The following is a 15,827-nucleotide window of genomic DNA, read 5'->3' on the forward strand; positions in this document are numbered from 1 at the left end:
ATGACAGAGTTTATTCAAACTTATTTACCAAATGTCTATAAGATGGGCTGGGCTGGTCAAGCAGGCTGGGGAACAGCCATCTACCTAACCCTTTATATGACAGTTCTTTCCTTCATCATCGGAGGGTTCTTGGGGCTGGTGGCAGGTCTTTTCCTCGTCTTGACAGCACCAGGTGGTGTCTTGGAAAATAAGGTTATCTTTTGGATTTTAGACAAGATTACCTCTATTTTCCGTGCGGTTCCTTTCATCATTCTCTTGGCAATCATGTCGCCACTTTCTCACTTGATTGTCAAGACTAGTATCGGGCCAAATGCAGCCCTTGTCCCACTTTCTTTTGCAGTCTTTGCCTTCTTTGCTCGTCAGGTGCAGGTTGTCTTGGCTGAACTGGATGGCGGTGTCATTGAGGCGGCGCAGGCTAGTGGAGCGACATTCTGGGATATCGTTGGGGTATACCTATCCGAAGGTCTTCCAGATTTGATTCGTGTGACGACTGTGACCTTGATTTCCCTTGTTGGGGAAACAGCCATGGCGGGAGCAGTTGGTGCTGGTGGTATCGGTAATGTGGCCATTGCCTATGGGTTTAATCGTTACAATCACGATGTGACCATCTTGGCGACCATCATTATCATCTTGATTATCTTTACAATCCAGTTCTTGGGAGATTTCTTGACCAAGAAATTAAGTCATAAATAATGGAAGGAGCCCAACGGGACTCCTTTTTGTTTTCTCACCGAAATGCAAGAAGAGTAAAGTTTCTTTTTAGAAATATGCTATAATAAAGAAAGACCCCTCAATTAGCAAATCGGAAAGTTTGCTGTAGGAGGGATGATAATGTAAAGGAGTCTAGCTGGTATGAATTATTTCGAGGGGAATGAGTTTTTCCTTCTCTTATTTGTAGTTTTACTGATTGGTTTTGTGGTAAACTTTTTTGAAAAACGTAAGGACTACTATATTTTGGTGCTCTCCCTCTTATTTGCAGGAGCCATCTATGGTAAGAGTCGAGCGATGATGGTCTATTTGCTTACCTTTGTCGTTTATCAATATTTTCTGGTTTTTCTAGCGCAGAGGATAGAGGCAAAGAGGCTGAAACCACTGGTTTTCCTTTCCATTCTTCCTTTGGTAATCAATAAAGTCTTTGCCCTGACTTCTCTGCATTTGTTGGCCTTTATTGGAATTTCCTACATGTCCTTTAAGACCATTCAGATCATGCTGGAGATATCGGATGGCTTGATCAAAGAAAAAGTCAGTGTAAAAGATTATCTACAGTTTTTACTCTTTTTCCCAACGGTTAGTGCTGGTCCGATTGATCGGAGTAGGAGATTTTTAAAAGAGATAAACGAGGTCATGCCTCGAAAAGAGTATCTAGAGTTAGCAGGGGACGGTGTGTATCGTATCGTTCTAGGCCTTCTTTACAAGGTTGTTTTATCAACCTATGTTTACCAGATGTTACTCACTCTAAATAATACTGGTACAGTCGTCTACTCAATTAAGTATATGTACCTCTATACCTTGTATCTGTTCTTCGACTTTGCAGGCTATAGTCTAATGGCCGTTGGAAGTAGCAACATTCTAGGTATTCAGACACCGATGAACTTTAATAAACCTTTCTTGAGTGTTGATATCAAGGATTTCTGGACCAGATGGCATATCACCTTGTCGACCTGGTTGAGAGATTTTGTGTTTTCAAGAGTATTGATGCAGGTTATCAGGAAAAAATGGTTTAAAAATAGACTACACAATGCAACCTATGCCTATATGGTCAATATGTTGGTCATGGGTTTTTGGCATGGTCTTAGTGTTAGCTACATTGTCTATGGTTTTTATCATGGTGTCTTGATGGCTGGATTTGAAGTGTATCAAAAGAAAAGCAATTTTTATAAGAAAAATAAAAACAAAAACTGGTATAAGCTACTAAGTTGGTTTGTGACCATGCATTTGGTTATGGTTGGTTTCTTTATCTTTTCGGGTGAACCCTATAAAATCTTACTGACGATTTTAAAGAGGTAAGAGATTGAAAAGAAATCAGACAGATCGAAGGGATAGGATAAAACGAGATGATTAAATTAAAAGCATTTTTACTATCGCTTGTGCTCGTAATTGCGACGCTTGCCCTTTTAAATGTGACGTATGTCAAGAAGATTGATGATTATTATAAAGTCAAGGATAACAGTATTCGTTATAGCACCTCGTATGAAAAGTATAAAAGTAGAGATATTATAACAAGCAATATCACCCCCAATACACTGGTTCTAATGGGTTCTTCAGAGTTGGTTGCGACGATAAATGAAGACTATCATCCAAATAAAATTTTTAACTACAACGATTTTAATATCATGCAGATTGGGACTAGTTATTCTCAAAACATCATTCAGGCTACGACCTTGGGCTCTATTGAAGGATCTATGAGTAAGCGAAAAGTAGCTATAGTAGAGTCGGTTCAGTGGTTTGAAAAAGATGGGACCCATCAAGATGCCTTTTTGAACAAGGCTTCTCAGGAACATATTTTCCACATGCTAGATAATGACAAGATTAGTAAGGAAACGAAAGAAAAACTGATCAATCGTATTATTGAAATCACCAAGGGAAACAAGCAACAAAATGACATCTACAAAAAATATAAAAGTTATTTCATAGATGGAAAAGGAACTATTGTTGATAAAAAACTATTAGAGTTTGAGAACGCGATGTATTCCTTTAAGCTCAAACAGACTTTTTATCAAAAACATGCTAAATCAGATTATCCTTCACTAGGAGACAAAACCCCAGACTATGATTGGCAGAAGATGACGGATCAGTTTGTGGAAGAGGTCAAAAAGAAAACAGACAATAATGACTATGCTGTTGATAATAACTACTACAATACTTACTTAAAAGACCGCTATGCATCACTGAAAGATTCTAATAAAGATTTGAGTTACCTAGAGTCACCAGAGTATTCAGATATGGAACTCTTCTTGACAGTTGCTAAGGAATTGGGCATTGAAGTTGAGGTTATTATCTTCCCAGTAAACGGGAAATGGAACGACTACACAGGAGTCTCAAGAGAAATGCGAGAAAAAACTTATAAAAAAATAGAAGATGTCGCAAAAAGCCATGGTGCAACCGTATTAAACTATGGAAACAGAGAGTATGATGATTACTTTTTATTTGACGTGATGCACGTTGGAGTGAAAGGATGGATGGAAGTTGAAAAAGAACTTTACAAATTTGCAAACCAAGCTAACTAACACACAGCGTTTAATCTTGTGGACACTATTTTTCTATACGGTTATCTTAAGCATCGTGATTTACTGTTTTGTGACTGATTTTTCGAATATTCAAGAATTTATCTATAGTGAATTCTAAGATTGTATACAAAAAGGCCCTGGAACTAGGCATTGCTAGTCTTCAGGGCTTTTAACTTATATTTTATCGGCAATTTTTTGACTTAGAAATTGCCCCATCACAGCACCAATCAAGGCACCTAGAAGGATGCTCGAAACAAAGAGAAGGATTTTGTCCAACTCTGGAGCGACCATGATACGGTCAATGTATTCTTGGGATTTCCCACGCGCAAGTAAGGTGGCCACGTAAGCTTTGGGACGGATCCACATGAGGAAGATAGGCCCACTTGTGCTGAAAGCAAAGACAAGGAAGGAGAGGATGTTTTTGATTCGGTCTTTGTAGTTTCCGAGACGAGCGATGGCATCTGCTGCAAGACCACAGGCGACTCCTGGGAGAAAGGCACCAGCGCCATGCTTGCTAGCTAGGAAAAAAAGTGCCATAAAAAGGCCTAGAGTTGTAATAGCGCCAAAACGAGGGACCTTCGTCAAAAGAAGCATATAGACACTGCCACCGACAAGGGCAGAAAAGGCAGGCGCGTAGAACATATTGCCTGTTTGATTGACCAGGTGTCCTAGGAAGACTCCAATCCCTACACAGAGAAAGTAGAGGACGGCGGCTAAGAGGGTGGTTAAGATATTTTTCTTCATGAGAATCTCCTTGATGCGAATTAACAAAACCAATTGTATCACGCTTTTTGAGGATTGTAAATGAGAACTCTATGTTTTTGAAAACGCTTGAAATATGATATAATGGTTACATTGTTAGTTTAAGGAGAGTAACATGGGAAAATTTCTAGAATTCGTCTTTAATCGTATCTTTTTGGGAATGATTGCGACGGCTTATTTCTGGCTATTAACACTGGCAGGAGGAGTAGTCTTTGGTTTGGCACCAGCTAGTGCAACTCTTATGAGTTTGTATGCGGAGCATGGGTATACCTATCGAGCATACCATTTGAAGGAAGCTTGGGAATTGTATAAGAGTAATTTTGTCAAGAGCAATCTAGCTTTCTATAGTTTTGTGTTTGTGGATCTTTTTCTAGTTTATGGTTTGTATCTTCTAGTTCAATTGCCCCATCAGACGATTTTCCACCTCTTGGCGACCTTTCTCAATGTCCTTGTAGTTGCTCTTGTCTTTCTAGCCTATACTGTTTCCTTGAAACTTCAGGTGTACTTTGATTTATCCTACCGAAATACCTTGAAACTGTCCCTTATCGGGATTTTCATGAGCTTACCTGCGATTGCCAAGGTTTTACTCGGGACGACTCTCCTTGTAGGAGTTGGTTATTATATGCCTGCCTTGCTCTTTTTTGTAGGAATTGGAATGTGGCATTTCTTTATCAGTGATATGTTGGAACCTATTTATGAAAGTATCCATGAAAAATTGGCGACAAAATAGAATGAAGCAGTTCTGGCTTCACTCTCTTTTACGGATTTATAGTTTGGTTATGATTGTGGTCATTGCCAGTTTTGCGATTATGCTATCGTATGCTGACTGGGACTCGCGTGAGAAAGAGGCCCAAAGGGTTGCAGAACGTGTGACCACTCGGACAGTGAGTGAAGTGGAATATTATCATAGAGAATCAACCCAACTCGCTCAGTCTTTGGTTGAAAATCAAGCCCGAATTGAAGGGATTTACAAGTATTTCAGTCTTAGCACCCCAGACTATTTCTATTGGCAATTAGAGCGTAAAACTTCGCCTTATATTTCTGTATCCTTGTATGAAAATATTGATAATATCTATGTTCGGAATGATTTTGTGACTGGAGTGGCTATTGTCCTTCAGGACTATAAGGAAGTGTATGTTTCGACTAGAGAAAAACGCAGCGGAGAGAAAGTTCCTGCGGAGGATTTTAAGCCGACAGCCAACAGTTTTGCCATTCCTGTTTCCGATCCTGTGTCTGACAAGGATTTAGGAGTGATCTATATCTCCTTATCGCCAGATGTTCTCCATGGAGCTATTGACAATACAAGGGGCCATATCCCGATGGCTGTAACAGTAACTTCGCCTTTTGAGACTGAGATGTTCCATATTGGGGAGAAGGTATCAGTCGAGAGGGAGAACTGGTTTGTAGGTGTTACCTCTCACGGTTATCAGGTTCGAGCTGCTGTTCCTAAAAATTTTGTTCTTACTGGAACTTTGACGAGTTCAGCTATTATTATTGGGCTAAGTATCCTCTTTATCATCATTTTGTACGTGACTCTTAGACAGACTTTCTCAAATTACCAAAAACAGGTCGTAGATCTAGTAGATTCTATCGAGGTGATTGCTCAAGGAGAAGAAGGGCTTCGAATTGATACCTCTGAAAAAGACCAAGAGTTGCTTCTCATTGCAGAAACAACCAATGATATGTTGGACCGTCTGGAAAAAAATATCCACGATATCTATCAGCTAGAGCTCAGTCAAAAGGATGCCAATATGCGAGCCCTGCAGGCTCAAATCAATCCTCACTTTATGTACAATACTCTAGAGTTTTTACGGATGTATGCCGTTATGGCAAGTCAGGATGAACTGGCAGATATTATCTATGAATTTAGCAGTTTGTTACGAAATAATATCTCCGACGAGCGGGAAACCACGCTGAAGCAGGAGTTGGAATTCTGCCGAAAATATAGCTATCTCTGCATGGTGCGTTATCCTAAATCCATTGCCTATGGTTTCAAGATTGCACCAGAATTGGAAGAAATGAGGATTCCAAAATTTACACTCCAACCATTAGTAGAAAACTACTTTGCCCATGGTGTTGACCATCGCAGAACAGATAATGTCATCAGTATCAAAGCCTTGAAGGGTCAAGGATTCGTTGAAATCTTAGTAGTAGACAATGGTCGAGGAATGCCCGCTGAGAAACTAGCTAGCTTGCAAGAAAAATTAACTCAGCGAAGTTTTGAACACGAAGCAAGCTACAGTGGAGAGCGGCAATCAATTGGAATAGTGAATGTACACGAACGCTTTGTTCTCTACTTTGGGGATCGCTACCAAATCAGTGTAGAGTCAGCTGAGCAAGAGGGTGTTCGTTACCATATCACTATCCAGGATGAATAGAAAGGGTAGAAATGTATAAAGTTTTATTAGTAGACGATGAGTACATGGTGACAGAGGGGCTCAAGCGATTAATCCCCTTTGAAAAATGGGATATGCAAGTCGTCGCGACAGCTAATCACGCAGATGATGCTTTGGATTACGTCAAGGAAAATCCAGTGGATGTGATCATTTCCGATGTCAACATGCCAGATAAGACAGGACTTGAGATGATTAGGGAAATGAAAGAGCTACTTCCAGATACCTATTATATCTTGCTGTCTGGTTATCAGGAGTTTGATTATGTCAAAAAAGCCATGAACCTTAGTGTCGTGGATTATCTGGTCAAGCCAGTAGACAAGGTGGAGTTGGGCAATTTACTAGAAAAGATTGCGCTACAGCTTCAAGAAAAGGTGGAGCAAAGTCAGACCCTCAGTCAAGAATTAGATGAAGAAGGCTTTATCAGTTTCTTAGCAGGTAAAGAAAACTGGTGGATAGGACTTTCAAAGGAAAAGCAAGGCTCTTTTACCATTCCTTACTATGTTTTGGGGCAAGACTGGCAGATTTTCATCTCTGATCAACCGCTCGATGGCATCGTCGTGACACCATTTGAAGCACCCTACCAGCAGTCCTTTGAGAATTGGAAGATCAATGCTGAAAAAGCCCTCTTCTACGGTTCAGTCAATCTAGAAAAATCCGAGAGTTTGTTTGCTTATTACGAGCCGATTTATCGGGTGATTATCCAAGGGAATATCAATCAAATCATTGAAGAATTAACCCTGCTAGAGAAGGTTGTTTTGAAGAATACCCCGCGCGTGGCCATCACGAAGCAGCTCTTCACCCAGTTTGTCATGGATGTCTTTCATTTGTTTGAACACCTAAAAGCAGATGATATGACGGAGATTGTCAAAGCCATCCATGCCATTAACTCCTTTGAAGAATTGGTTGCCTATATCAAAGAAACCTTGACCAAGTTCTTTGGCCAGTACCGCATGAATGAAAATGTGGTGAGCGTTCTGGAGGTGATTGGGCGTGATTATCAGAAAGAGCTCTCGCTTAAGGATATCAGCAAGGATCTCTTTATCAATCCTGTCTATCTCGGTCAGCTAATCAAGAGAGAAACTAACTCAACCTTTGCGGAATTGCTCAATAAACAGCGAATTAAGGCGGCGCAACAGCTCTTGCTTTCAACCAATGATAGTATTGAAGATGTTTGCTATGCAGTTGGTTACAGTAATGTTGGATATTTCTACAAGGTTTTCCGTAAATTGTGCGGAAAATCACCGAAAGCCTATCGCAAACAAGTTGAAACCAACTTGTAAAAGTTGTATTCCTGTACAAAAAATGCTATAATGTTCAAAATATCTTATGGAGGAAAACATGAAAAAGAATCCTATTTATCTTTGGGTTTTGTTAGTCCTATCAGCCCTCATTTCATCTATGTCACTATTTGGAATCTTGAGTCCATTGCCAAGTAAAGATGCTCTTCGTGCTAGCCTGGCGAATAGCGGGACGCTTACTGCCCAGCAATTAGAAGACACGGTCAACTATACTTACAAAGTGTCAGAATCCTCTCACTCTATTTTTAATATGTTGTTGATTGTTTTATCTGCAATTTTAGTTGTAGTAGCCTTTGTGTTTCTCGTACGTAAAAACGTACAATTCGCAAACTATACTTATGTTGGCTATGTTCTACTAGCTATTGTTGGTTTGGTTTATAGCTATATGAACGTTCAAGATGCAGTCCAATTAATCAAAGATAGTGCCCTTGGCTTAGGAATGGGAGCATTAGCAAAAGGAACGAATATTTTGTTCATCATCATCAATGTTCTCTTTTTAGCCTTAGTCTTTTACAAGATGTGGCGCCAACAAAAGGACTTGGCTGAGGAAGTTGAAGCAGAAGAAGCTGCCTAAGTATTGACAAAAAAGAACTATCAAGTTACAATTTTGGTAGTTCTTTTTATATCGTAAACATAAAAATCGAGGTCAACATGAAAAAAATATCCTTAGTGTATATCAGTCTGAGTGGGAATACAGAAAGTTTTGTAACCCGACTCAAGGACTATCTCTTGTCCCAGTACGAAGGGATTGAGGTCCAAAAAATCCATATCAAGGACCTAGTCAAGGAAGGTCAAGAATTCTTTGAAATGGAACATCCCTATATCGCTTTTTTGCCGACCTATCTAGAAGGTGGGAACGGCGTCGATAACGGCGATGTTGAGATTCTAACGACTCCAGTGGGCGACTTTATCGCCTATGGGGACAATGCTAGTAAGTGTTTTGGGGTAGTCGGTTCTGGTAATCGTAATTTTAACAATCAATACTGTCTGACAGCCAAGCAGTATAGTCAGCGCTTTGGTTTCCCAGTTTTGGCTGACTTTGAAATGCGTGGTATGCTGGGAGATATTAAAAAGGTCGCAGCAATCATTGCAGATTTGTATGAGTTAGAAACAGAAAAATAAAGTAGTACTGAGGGGCAGTTGAGATTTTCAACTGCTTTTTGTGTATACAAAAAGCACCCCGTAAGGGTGCCATTTATAAACTATCCTGCTTTTCCGATAGCAAGTGCATAGATAAAGAAGATAGCGAAGCCAAAGAGGAAAATCAATCCTGCGATAGCGAGGAGTTTTAGCCAAGAAGGAAGATTTTTATTTTCACGTGTCACCAATACATAGTTCAAAAGAGCGAAGAATGGTGTTGTCAGGAAAGAACCAATCATGGCGAAGCGAAGCATGGTTGATACTTGACCAGCAAAGAACTTGATGATGATGATACCGATAACAGCTGTGAGGGTCATCCAGATGTTCAAAGATTTGCTATCATCCTCTTTTTGACTTAACAAGAGTCGTAGGGAAACCTGATTAACGCGGGAATAGCCATCGATAACAGTAATGACTGTTCCAAAGATACAGAGAAAGGCGATGAAGGTAATCAAGTAACGGGACCATTCTCCAAGAACAGAGGCATACATACCCACGAATTGAGAGATGTATTTGGCTGAAGCGGCCTCAACTGCTTGTCCTGTAGGATACTGAATGAGTGCTCCGAGTGCTACAAAGAATACAGCCAGGATAGCAGTTCCAATGTAACCAACGTTAAAGTCGAAAAGGGCGTCCTCTGTATTAAAGTTGACAGTCTTTTTCTTTTCAGCAGACCAGAGTGAGTTGATGGCTGAAATTTCAATAGGGGCAGGCATCCATCCTAGGAGGGAAACAATAAAAGGGAGGGCCGCCATTTGCCAAGGTGTCTTTTCGACAAAATCAGAGCTGTATTCTGGATGCTTAATTGCTGCAATGATAACTGCAAGAACAGTTGCAATAGTCAAAGCAGACATGATCCATTTTGCCATACCATCCAACAGTTTGTAGCCACCAAAGAGTAGCATGGCCCAAATGACTGCAACAAGGATGAGGGACCATTGAGTGATGCTAAGACCGATCATTGGAAAAGCGCTAGCGATGATGGCTGAGCAAAGGATAGCGACTCCAGCTGTATTGACCATAGCAGAGAAAACATTGAGGACAAAGAAAATCCAGAGATAGAACTTGCCTTTTTCGGCGTAGCCTTCGACTAAGGTTTTACCAGTATCGGCAGTATATTCTGCACCAAAACGGAAAAATGGATATTTAAAAACATTGGCCAAGATAACTAAGAGGAGTAGTGACCAACCATAAGAACCACCAGCTTGAGTGGAGGATACGATGTGAGAACCTCCAACGGCGGCAGAAGCCATGAGGATACCTGGCCCCATTGCCTTTAGTTTGCTTGTCCAGGTTGACTGGCTTGATAAAGTAACTTGTGACATAATAGACGCTCCCGTTTTTGAATTTTCAGAATAATCTGAATAGGCAGCTTCTATTTTACAAAAAACTTAAAAGAAATGCAAGAATATTTTGAAAAAAGTTAGAAAATCCTGAAAATTCACAAAAATCATATGAAAATAACTGTGACTGTTTCAAGGGGATAATGTTGACTAGGGCGAATAAAAATCCGAGAAGTTTCCTTCTCGGACTTTGGTCATTTTAATTGATCTGTGATGTCTTTTGATAGCAACATTCCCAGATGGTAAGTTTTATTGATATGTGCAATGACATCATTGATGTTGTCAGTCGTGTGAATTTTCTCTTTGATGTCAGCCTTAAATATTTCATCCTTCAAGAGTTGCTCTTGGTAGAGCTTTTGCAGTCTTTCTTTCTCGTACTTATTGAGCAGAAAAAGGAAAACCAAGCTAATTATAACGAGGATATAAGCATATTGGCTCATAGGAAATCTCCATGTATGATAAAGAAATAGTAGTGAATAGATCGAATTAGTGAAGCGCCTAACCAAATCTATGATAGGCTTTGACATTCGTTGCTTAGATTGACTTGCATTCAAGTGACTTGAAGATTACGACCAGCCCTTAAACTAATTAATAGATTTGATTGACCAATTTAGTGAGGTGTTTAGGCAAGTGTCTCTGGTTACGACGTAAAGAAACATAAATCGAGAATATTTATGTTTCTTTACTAGTGAAGCGCCAAGCCAAATCCCTGATAGGATTTGGTGTTAGTTACTTAGATTGCTTTGCAATCAAGTAACTTTGGCGATTTACATCTTCTCTGGCGCTTCTACCCCGAGCAAACGAAGAGCTTCTTTGAGGACGACTGCGGTTGCGTAGCTGAGGGCCAGACGACTGTCGCGCTCAGGACTTTCATCTAGGATACGTGTATGTGCATAATATTTGTTAAATGCTTGAGCCAAACTAATCGCAAATTTCGCAATGATAGAAGGTTCAAAATTATCTGCTGCACGATTGATAACACGTGGGAAGTCTTGGAGTAGTTTAATGATTTCCCAGCTTTCAGCATCATTCAGGCTGTAATTGCCAGCTGTATCTGGTTTGAAATCGGCTTTGCGCAAGATAGATTGGATACGAGCGTAGGCGTATTGAACGTAAGGTCCAGTTTCTCCTTCAAAGGATACCATAGCTTCAAGGTCGAAGTCATATCCATTTGTACGGTCGGTTTTAAGATCATAGAACTTGATAGCCCCAACTCCAACAGCGTGGGCAACCTGGTCTTTATTTTCTAACTCAGGATTTTTCGCTTCGATTTGGGCCTTGGCACGACTAACAGCCTCAGCGATAGTCGGTTCTAGCAAGATGACATTTCCTTTACGAGTAGAGAGTTTTTTCCCTTCTTTTGTTACCAATCCAAACGGAACATGGACAATGTCTTGGCTCCAATCGTAGCCCATCTCTTGTAGTACTGCCTTGAGTTGTTTGAAGTGAGCAGATTGCTCTTGACCAACAACATAGATGGATTTGGCAAATTGGTATTCATTTTTACGGTAAAGGGCTGCAGCCAAGTCACGTGTGATATAGAGAGTTGCACCATCAGATTTTTTGATAAGGGCTGGATGTTCAATTCCATATTTCTCAAGATTGACAACTTGGGCACCTTCTGACTCAACAAGAAGTCCTTTTTCAGCGAGAATGTCTACAACGGCATCCATCTTATCATTGTAGAAGGCTTCTCCGTTGTAGCTGTCAAATTCGACTTGCAATTCATTGTAAAGGCGGTTGAATTCCACTAAACTTTCATCACGGAACCATTGCCAGAGAGCGAGAGCTTCCTCGTCTCCATTCTCCAGTTTACGGAACCATTCGCGTGCTTCTTCATCCAAGCTAGGGTCATTTTCAGCTTCAGCATTGATGCGAACGTAGAGTTTAAGAAGTTCATCGATTGGATGCGCTTTGACAGCTTCCTCATTTCCCCATTTTTTGTAGGCAACGATCAGCATTCCAAACTGTTTGCCCCAGTCTCCCAAATGGTTGACCTTGACCGTTTGATAGCCGATTTTTTGAAAAATATGTGATAAGCTATCTCCGATAACCGTTGAACGCAGGTGCCCAATAGAGAATGGTTTTGCGATGTTGGGACTAGACATGTCGATAACGACATTTTCTTGCTTGCCAATGGTTTGGTCGGCATAGTGTTCTTTTTCAGTGATAACATCCTGTAATACTTGAGCCGAAATAGCAGATTTATCAAGGAAAAAGTTGACGTAAGGTCCTGTAGCAACAACCTTTTCAAAGGCCTGACTATTAATTTTTTCAGCAATATCTGCTGCAATCATTTGCGGAGCTTTACGCTCGACCTTTGCTAGAGAAAAGGCAGGGAAGGCGATGTCTCCCATTTCTGAGTTTTTAGGTGTTTCCAGTAAATTTAAAATAGCCTCTTGATCCAGGCTATCAATGACGCTAGCCAACTCGCTAGCAATCAATTCTTTTGTATTCATAAGGGCTCCTTTTGGGCTTTTTTACTATTTTAACACAATTTACTACATTTTTTGAGAAAGAAAAGAATTTTTTTGAATTATCTATTTTTTTTGGTATAATATAGTTATAAAATAAATGTAAAATTTGTTATAAATATTCACTTAAGAGGATGATATGAGAAAAAGAGAACGGCATCAATTGATTAAAAAGATGATCACCGAAGAAAAACTTGGGACACAAAAAGAGATTCAAGATCGTTTAGAAGCTCGTAATGTTTATGTGACACAAACGACTTTGTCACGTGATTTGCGTGAAATCGGCTTGACCAAGGTTAAGAAAAATGATATGGTGTATTATGTACTAGCAAATGAGACAGATAAGATTGATTTAGTTGAGTTTTTGTCTCATCATTTAGAAGGAGTTGCAAGAGCAGAGTTCACCTTGGTACTTCATACCAAACTTGGGGAAGCTGCAGTCCTAGCAAACATTGTAGATGCAAACAAGGATGAATGGATTTTAGGAACGGTTGCTGGTGCTAATACCTTATTGGTTATTTGTCGAGACCAGCACGTTGCCAAGCTGATGGAAGATCGTTTGCTAGATTTGATGAAAGATAAATAAGGTCTTGGGAGTTGCTCTCAAGACTTATTTTTAGCAAGGAGAGACGGAAAATGGCAACAGAAAAGCTATCACCCGGCATGCAACAGTATGTGGATATTAAGAAACAATACCCAGATGCTTTTTTGCTTTTTCGAATGGGTGATTTTTACGAGTTGTTCTATGAAGATGCAATTAATGCAGCGCAAATTTTAGAAATTTCCTTAACAAGTCGGAATAAAAATGCAGAAAATCCGATACCCATGGCGGGCGTCCCCTATCATTCTGCCCAACAGTATATCGATGTTCTGATTGAACAGGGTTATAAAGTTGCCATTGCAGAACAGATGGAAGATCCCAAACAAGCGGTCGGGGTTGTCAAGCGAGAGGTGGTTCAGGTCATCACACCTGGAACGGTCGTCGATAGCAGTAAGCCTGATAGTCAGAATAATTTCTTAGTTGCCTTAGATCGTGATGGCAATCAATTTGGCTTGGCTTATATGGATCTGGTGACGGGTGATTTCTACGTGACGGGGCTATTGGATTTCACGCTGGTTTGTGGGGAAATTCGCAACCTCAAGGCTCGAGAAGTGGTGCTGGGTTATGACTTGTCTGAGGAAGAAGAACAAATCCTCAGCCGTCAGATGAATCTGGTACTTTCTTATGAAAAAGAAGGCTTTGAGGACCTTCATTTACTGGATTCACGACTGGCAGCTGTGGAGCAAGCAGCAGCTAGTAAGCTCCTCCAGTATGTTCACCGGACCCAGATGAGGGAGTTGAACCACCTCAAACCTGTTATCCGCTATGAAATCAAAGATTTCTTGCAGATGGATTATGCGACCAAGGCTAGTCTGGATTTGGTTGAGAATGCCCGTTCAGGTAAGAAGCAAGGCAGTCTTTTCTGGCTTTTGGATGAAACCAAAACGGCTATGGGTATGCGGCTCTTACGTTCTTGGATTCATCGTCCTTTGATTGATAAGGAGCGAATCGTCCAACGTCAAGAGGTGGTGCAGGTCTTTTTTGACCACTTCTTTGAGCGTAGTGATTTGACAGACAGTCTCAAAGGTGTTTATGATATCGAACGTTTGGCTAGTCGGGTTTCTTTTGGAAAGACTAATCCCAAGGATCTCTTGCAACTGGCGACCACATTGTCTAGTGTACCACGTATTCGAGCGATTTTAGAAGGCATGGAGCAGCCTGCTTTGGCTTATCTCATCGAACAATTGGATGGAATCCCTGAGTTGGAGAGCTTGATTAGCGCAGCGATTGCTCCTGAAGCTCCTCATGTGATTACGGAAGGTGGCATTATCCGTACGGGATTTGATGAGACCTTAGACAAGTACCGTCGTGTGCTCAGAGAAGGGACTAGCTGGATTGCTGAGATTGAGGCTAAGGAGCGAGAAAACTCTGGCATCAGTACGCTCAAGATTGATTACAATAAAAAGGATGGCTACTATTTCCATGTGACCAATTCGCAACTGGGGAATGTGCCTGCCCACTTTTTCCGCAAGGCAACGCTGAAAAACTCAGAACGCTTTGGTACTGAGGAATTAGCCCGTATCGAGGGGGATATGTTGGAGGCGCGTGAGAAGTCAGCCAACCTAGAATATGAAATCTTTATGCGCATCCGTGAGGAAGTCAGCAAGTACATCCAGCGTTTGCAGGCTTTAGCTCAAGGAATTGCGACAGTTGATGTCTTGCAAAGTCTGGCGGTTGTAGCTGAAACCCAGCACTTGATTCGACCTGAGTTCGGTGACGACTCACAAATTGATATCCAGAAAGGGCGTCATGCTGTCGTCGAAAAGGTTATGGGAGCTCAGACCTATATTCCAAACAGTATCCAGATGTCAGAAGATACCAGCATTCAACTGATTACGGGACCCAACATGAGCGGTAAGTCTACCTATATGCGTCAGCTAGCTATGACGGCGATTATGGCCCAGCTAGGCTCGTATGTGCCGGCAGAAAGCGCCCATTTGCCGATTTTTGATGCCATCTTTACCCGCATCGGAGCAGCAGATGACTTGGTTTCAGGTCAATCAACCTTCATGGTAGAGATGATGGAGGCTAACAATGCCATTTCGCATGCGACCAAGGATTCCTTGATTCTCTTTGATGAGTTAGGACGGGGAACTGCGACTTATGACGGGATGGCTCTTGCCCAATCCATCATCGAATACATTCATGAACATATCGGAGCCAAAACCCTCTTTGCGACCCACTACCATGAGTTGACCAGTCTGGAGTCTAGCTTGGAACACTTGGTCAATGTTCATGTGGCAACCTTGGAGCAGGATGGGCAGGTGACCTTCCTTCACAAGATTGAACCAGGACCAGCTGACAAATCCTACGGTATCCATGTTGCTAAGATTGCTGGCTTGCCAGTAGAACTTTTAGCAAGAGCAGATAAGATTTTGACTCAACTGGAGAGTCAAGGAACGGAAAGTCCTGCTCCGATGAGACAAACAAGTGCTGTCACAGAGCAGATGTCACTCTTTGATGCGCCTGAAGATCATCCTATTCTAGAAGAATTAGCTGAACTGGATGTTTACAATATGACACCTATGCAGGCTATGAATGTCTTAGTCGAGCTCAAACAAAAGTTATAAAAAGAATCCCACTCAT

14 protein-coding genes are annotated in these 15,827 nt (G+C 41.1%); 10 read left to right on the plus strand and 4 right to left on the minus strand.

Annotated features, from left to right (window positions below):
- The 3 genes from HMPREF9188_RS01385 (at position 1) to dltD (ending at position 3,227) form a co-directional block, all read left to right on the plus strand.
- Positions 1-693: a methionine ABC transporter permease gene (locus HMPREF9188_RS01385; RefSeq protein ID WP_000134266.1), complete on the plus strand. Its 693-nt coding sequence runs from the start codon at positions 1-3 to the stop codon at positions 691-693.
- A 159-nt stretch (positions 694-852) separates the two neighbouring features.
- A complete protein-coding gene (dltB, locus tag HMPREF9188_RS01390; protein ID WP_009729652.1) occupies positions 853-2,007 on the plus strand; it encodes a D-alanyl-lipoteichoic acid biosynthesis protein DltB in 1,155 nt (384 codons plus the stop codon).
- Positions 2,008-2,054: 47 nt separating this feature from the next.
- Positions 2,055-3,227 carry a D-alanyl-lipoteichoic acid biosynthesis protein DltD gene (gene dltD / locus HMPREF9188_RS01395; protein ID WP_009729653.1) on the plus strand — a complete coding sequence of 391 codons (1,173 nt, stop codon included), beginning with the start codon at positions 2,055-2,057 and terminating at the stop codon, positions 3,225-3,227.
- A 174-nt stretch (positions 3,228-3,401) separates the two neighbouring features.
- Here the strand turns inward: dltD and HMPREF9188_RS01400 are convergent, their stop codons facing one another.
- Positions 3,402-3,971 (minus strand): MptD family putative ECF transporter S component, encoded by a 570-nt coding sequence (locus HMPREF9188_RS01400; RefSeq protein WP_009729654.1) that lies wholly within the window; start codon positions 3,969-3,971, stop codon positions 3,402-3,404.
- A gap of 133 nt (positions 3,972-4,104) precedes the next feature.
- Here HMPREF9188_RS01400 and HMPREF9188_RS01405 point away from each other — a divergent pair, with 133 nt between their 5' ends.
- The 5 genes from HMPREF9188_RS01405 (at position 4,105) to nrdI (ending at position 8,805) form a co-directional block, all read left to right on the plus strand.
- Positions 4,105-4,719 (plus strand): YesL family protein, encoded by a 615-nt coding sequence (locus HMPREF9188_RS01405; RefSeq protein ID WP_009729655.1) that lies wholly within the window; start codon positions 4,105-4,107, stop codon positions 4,717-4,719.
- The gene (locus HMPREF9188_RS01410) at positions 4,697-6,367 is read left to right on the plus strand and encodes a sensor histidine kinase (RefSeq protein ID WP_083888878.1); all 1,671 of its coding nucleotides are present in this window, start codon (positions 4,697-4,699) and stop codon (positions 6,365-6,367) included. Before HMPREF9188_RS01405 ends, HMPREF9188_RS01410 begins: the two co-directional genes overlap by 23 nt.
- 11 nt (positions 6,368-6,378) lie before the next feature.
- Positions 6,379-7,665, plus strand: a complete 1,287-nt coding sequence (locus HMPREF9188_RS01415) for a response regulator transcription factor (RefSeq protein ID WP_009729657.1) — start codon at positions 6,379-6,381, stop codon at positions 7,663-7,665.
- A gap of 58 nt (positions 7,666-7,723) precedes the next feature.
- Complete coding sequence (locus tag HMPREF9188_RS01420) at positions 7,724-8,257, plus strand: ABC transporter permease (RefSeq protein ID WP_000740035.1); 534 nt, start codon at positions 7,724-7,726, stop codon at positions 8,255-8,257.
- Between the two features lie 77 nt (positions 8,258-8,334).
- Positions 8,335-8,805 (plus strand): class Ib ribonucleoside-diphosphate reductase assembly flavoprotein NrdI, encoded by a 471-nt coding sequence (gene nrdI, locus HMPREF9188_RS01425; RefSeq protein ID WP_000724242.1) that lies wholly within the window; start codon positions 8,335-8,337, stop codon positions 8,803-8,805.
- Positions 8,806-8,885: 80 nt separating this feature from the next.
- Here nrdI and HMPREF9188_RS01430 read toward each other — a convergent pair whose 3' ends face one another.
- The 3 genes from HMPREF9188_RS01430 to argS all read right to left on the minus strand — a co-directional run bounded on the left by HMPREF9188_RS01430 (position 8,886) and on the right by argS (position 12,625).
- Positions 8,886-10,148, minus strand: a complete 1,263-nt coding sequence (locus tag HMPREF9188_RS01430; protein ID WP_009729658.1) for an NRAMP family divalent metal transporter — start codon at positions 10,146-10,148, stop codon at positions 8,886-8,888.
- Positions 10,149-10,360: 212 nt separating this feature from the next.
- Entirely contained in the window at positions 10,361-10,606 is a 246-nt protein-coding gene (locus HMPREF9188_RS01435) for a hypothetical protein (protein WP_000084848.1), read from the minus strand.
- 327 nt (positions 10,607-10,933) lie between these two features.
- Positions 10,934-12,625 (minus strand): arginine--tRNA ligase, encoded by a 1,692-nt coding sequence (gene argS, locus HMPREF9188_RS01440; RefSeq protein ID WP_009729659.1) that lies wholly within the window; start codon positions 12,623-12,625, stop codon positions 10,934-10,936.
- Positions 12,626-12,779: 154 nt separating this feature from the next.
- Between argS and argR the strand changes: the two genes are divergently transcribed.
- Positions 12,780-13,226 carry an arginine repressor gene (gene argR, locus HMPREF9188_RS01445; RefSeq protein WP_001231483.1) on the plus strand — a complete coding sequence of 149 codons (447 nt, stop codon included), beginning with the start codon at positions 12,780-12,782 and terminating at the stop codon, positions 13,224-13,226.
- Between the two features lie 50 nt (positions 13,227-13,276).
- Positions 13,277-15,811, plus strand: a complete 2,535-nt coding sequence (gene mutS / locus HMPREF9188_RS01450; RefSeq protein WP_009729660.1) for a DNA mismatch repair protein MutS — start codon at positions 13,277-13,279, stop codon at positions 15,809-15,811.
- Positions 15,812-15,827: the final 16 nt, after the last annotated feature.

It is taken from the genome of Streptococcus sp. F0441, from assembly GCF_000314775.2.
Taxonomy (GTDB): domain Bacteria; phylum Bacillota; class Bacilli; order Lactobacillales; family Streptococcaceae; genus Streptococcus.

Bases quoted from the DNA above. Each gene is read 5' to 3' on its own strand.
- HMPREF9188_RS01385 (WP_000134266.1), top strand. From the start codon at position 1: ATGACAGAGTTTATTCAAACTTATTTACCAAATGTCTATAAGATGGGC.
- dltB (WP_009729652.1), top strand. From the start codon at position 853: ATGAATTATTTCGAGGGGAATGAGTTTTTCCTTCTCTTATTTGTAGTT.
- dltD (WP_009729653.1), top strand. From the start codon at position 2,055: ATGATTAAATTAAAAGCATTTTTACTATCGCTTGTGCTCGTAATTGCG.
- HMPREF9188_RS01400 (WP_009729654.1), bottom strand. From the start codon at position 3,971: ATGAAGAAAAATATCTTAACCACCCTCTTAGCCGCCGTCCTCTACTTT.
- HMPREF9188_RS01405 (WP_009729655.1), top strand. From the start codon at position 4,105: ATGGGAAAATTTCTAGAATTCGTCTTTAATCGTATCTTTTTGGGAATG.
- HMPREF9188_RS01410 (WP_083888878.1), top strand. From the start codon at position 4,697: ATGAAAAATTGGCGACAAAATAGAATGAAGCAGTTCTGGCTTCACTCT.
- HMPREF9188_RS01415 (WP_009729657.1), top strand. From the start codon at position 6,379: ATGTATAAAGTTTTATTAGTAGACGATGAGTACATGGTGACAGAGGGG.
- HMPREF9188_RS01420 (WP_000740035.1), top strand. From the start codon at position 7,724: ATGAAAAAGAATCCTATTTATCTTTGGGTTTTGTTAGTCCTATCAGCC.
- nrdI (WP_000724242.1), top strand. From the start codon at position 8,335: ATGAAAAAAATATCCTTAGTGTATATCAGTCTGAGTGGGAATACAGAA.
- HMPREF9188_RS01430 (WP_009729658.1), bottom strand. From the start codon at position 10,148: ATGTCACAAGTTACTTTATCAAGCCAGTCAACCTGGACAAGCAAACTA.
- HMPREF9188_RS01435 (WP_000084848.1), bottom strand. From the start codon at position 10,606: ATGAGCCAATATGCTTATATCCTCGTTATAATTAGCTTGGTTTTCCTT.
- argS (WP_009729659.1), bottom strand. From the start codon at position 12,625: ATGAATACAAAAGAATTGATTGCTAGCGAGTTGGCTAGCGTCATTGAT.
- argR (WP_001231483.1), top strand. From the start codon at position 12,780: ATGAGAAAAAGAGAACGGCATCAATTGATTAAAAAGATGATCACCGAA.
- mutS (WP_009729660.1), top strand. From the start codon at position 13,277: ATGGCAACAGAAAAGCTATCACCCGGCATGCAACAGTATGTGGATATT.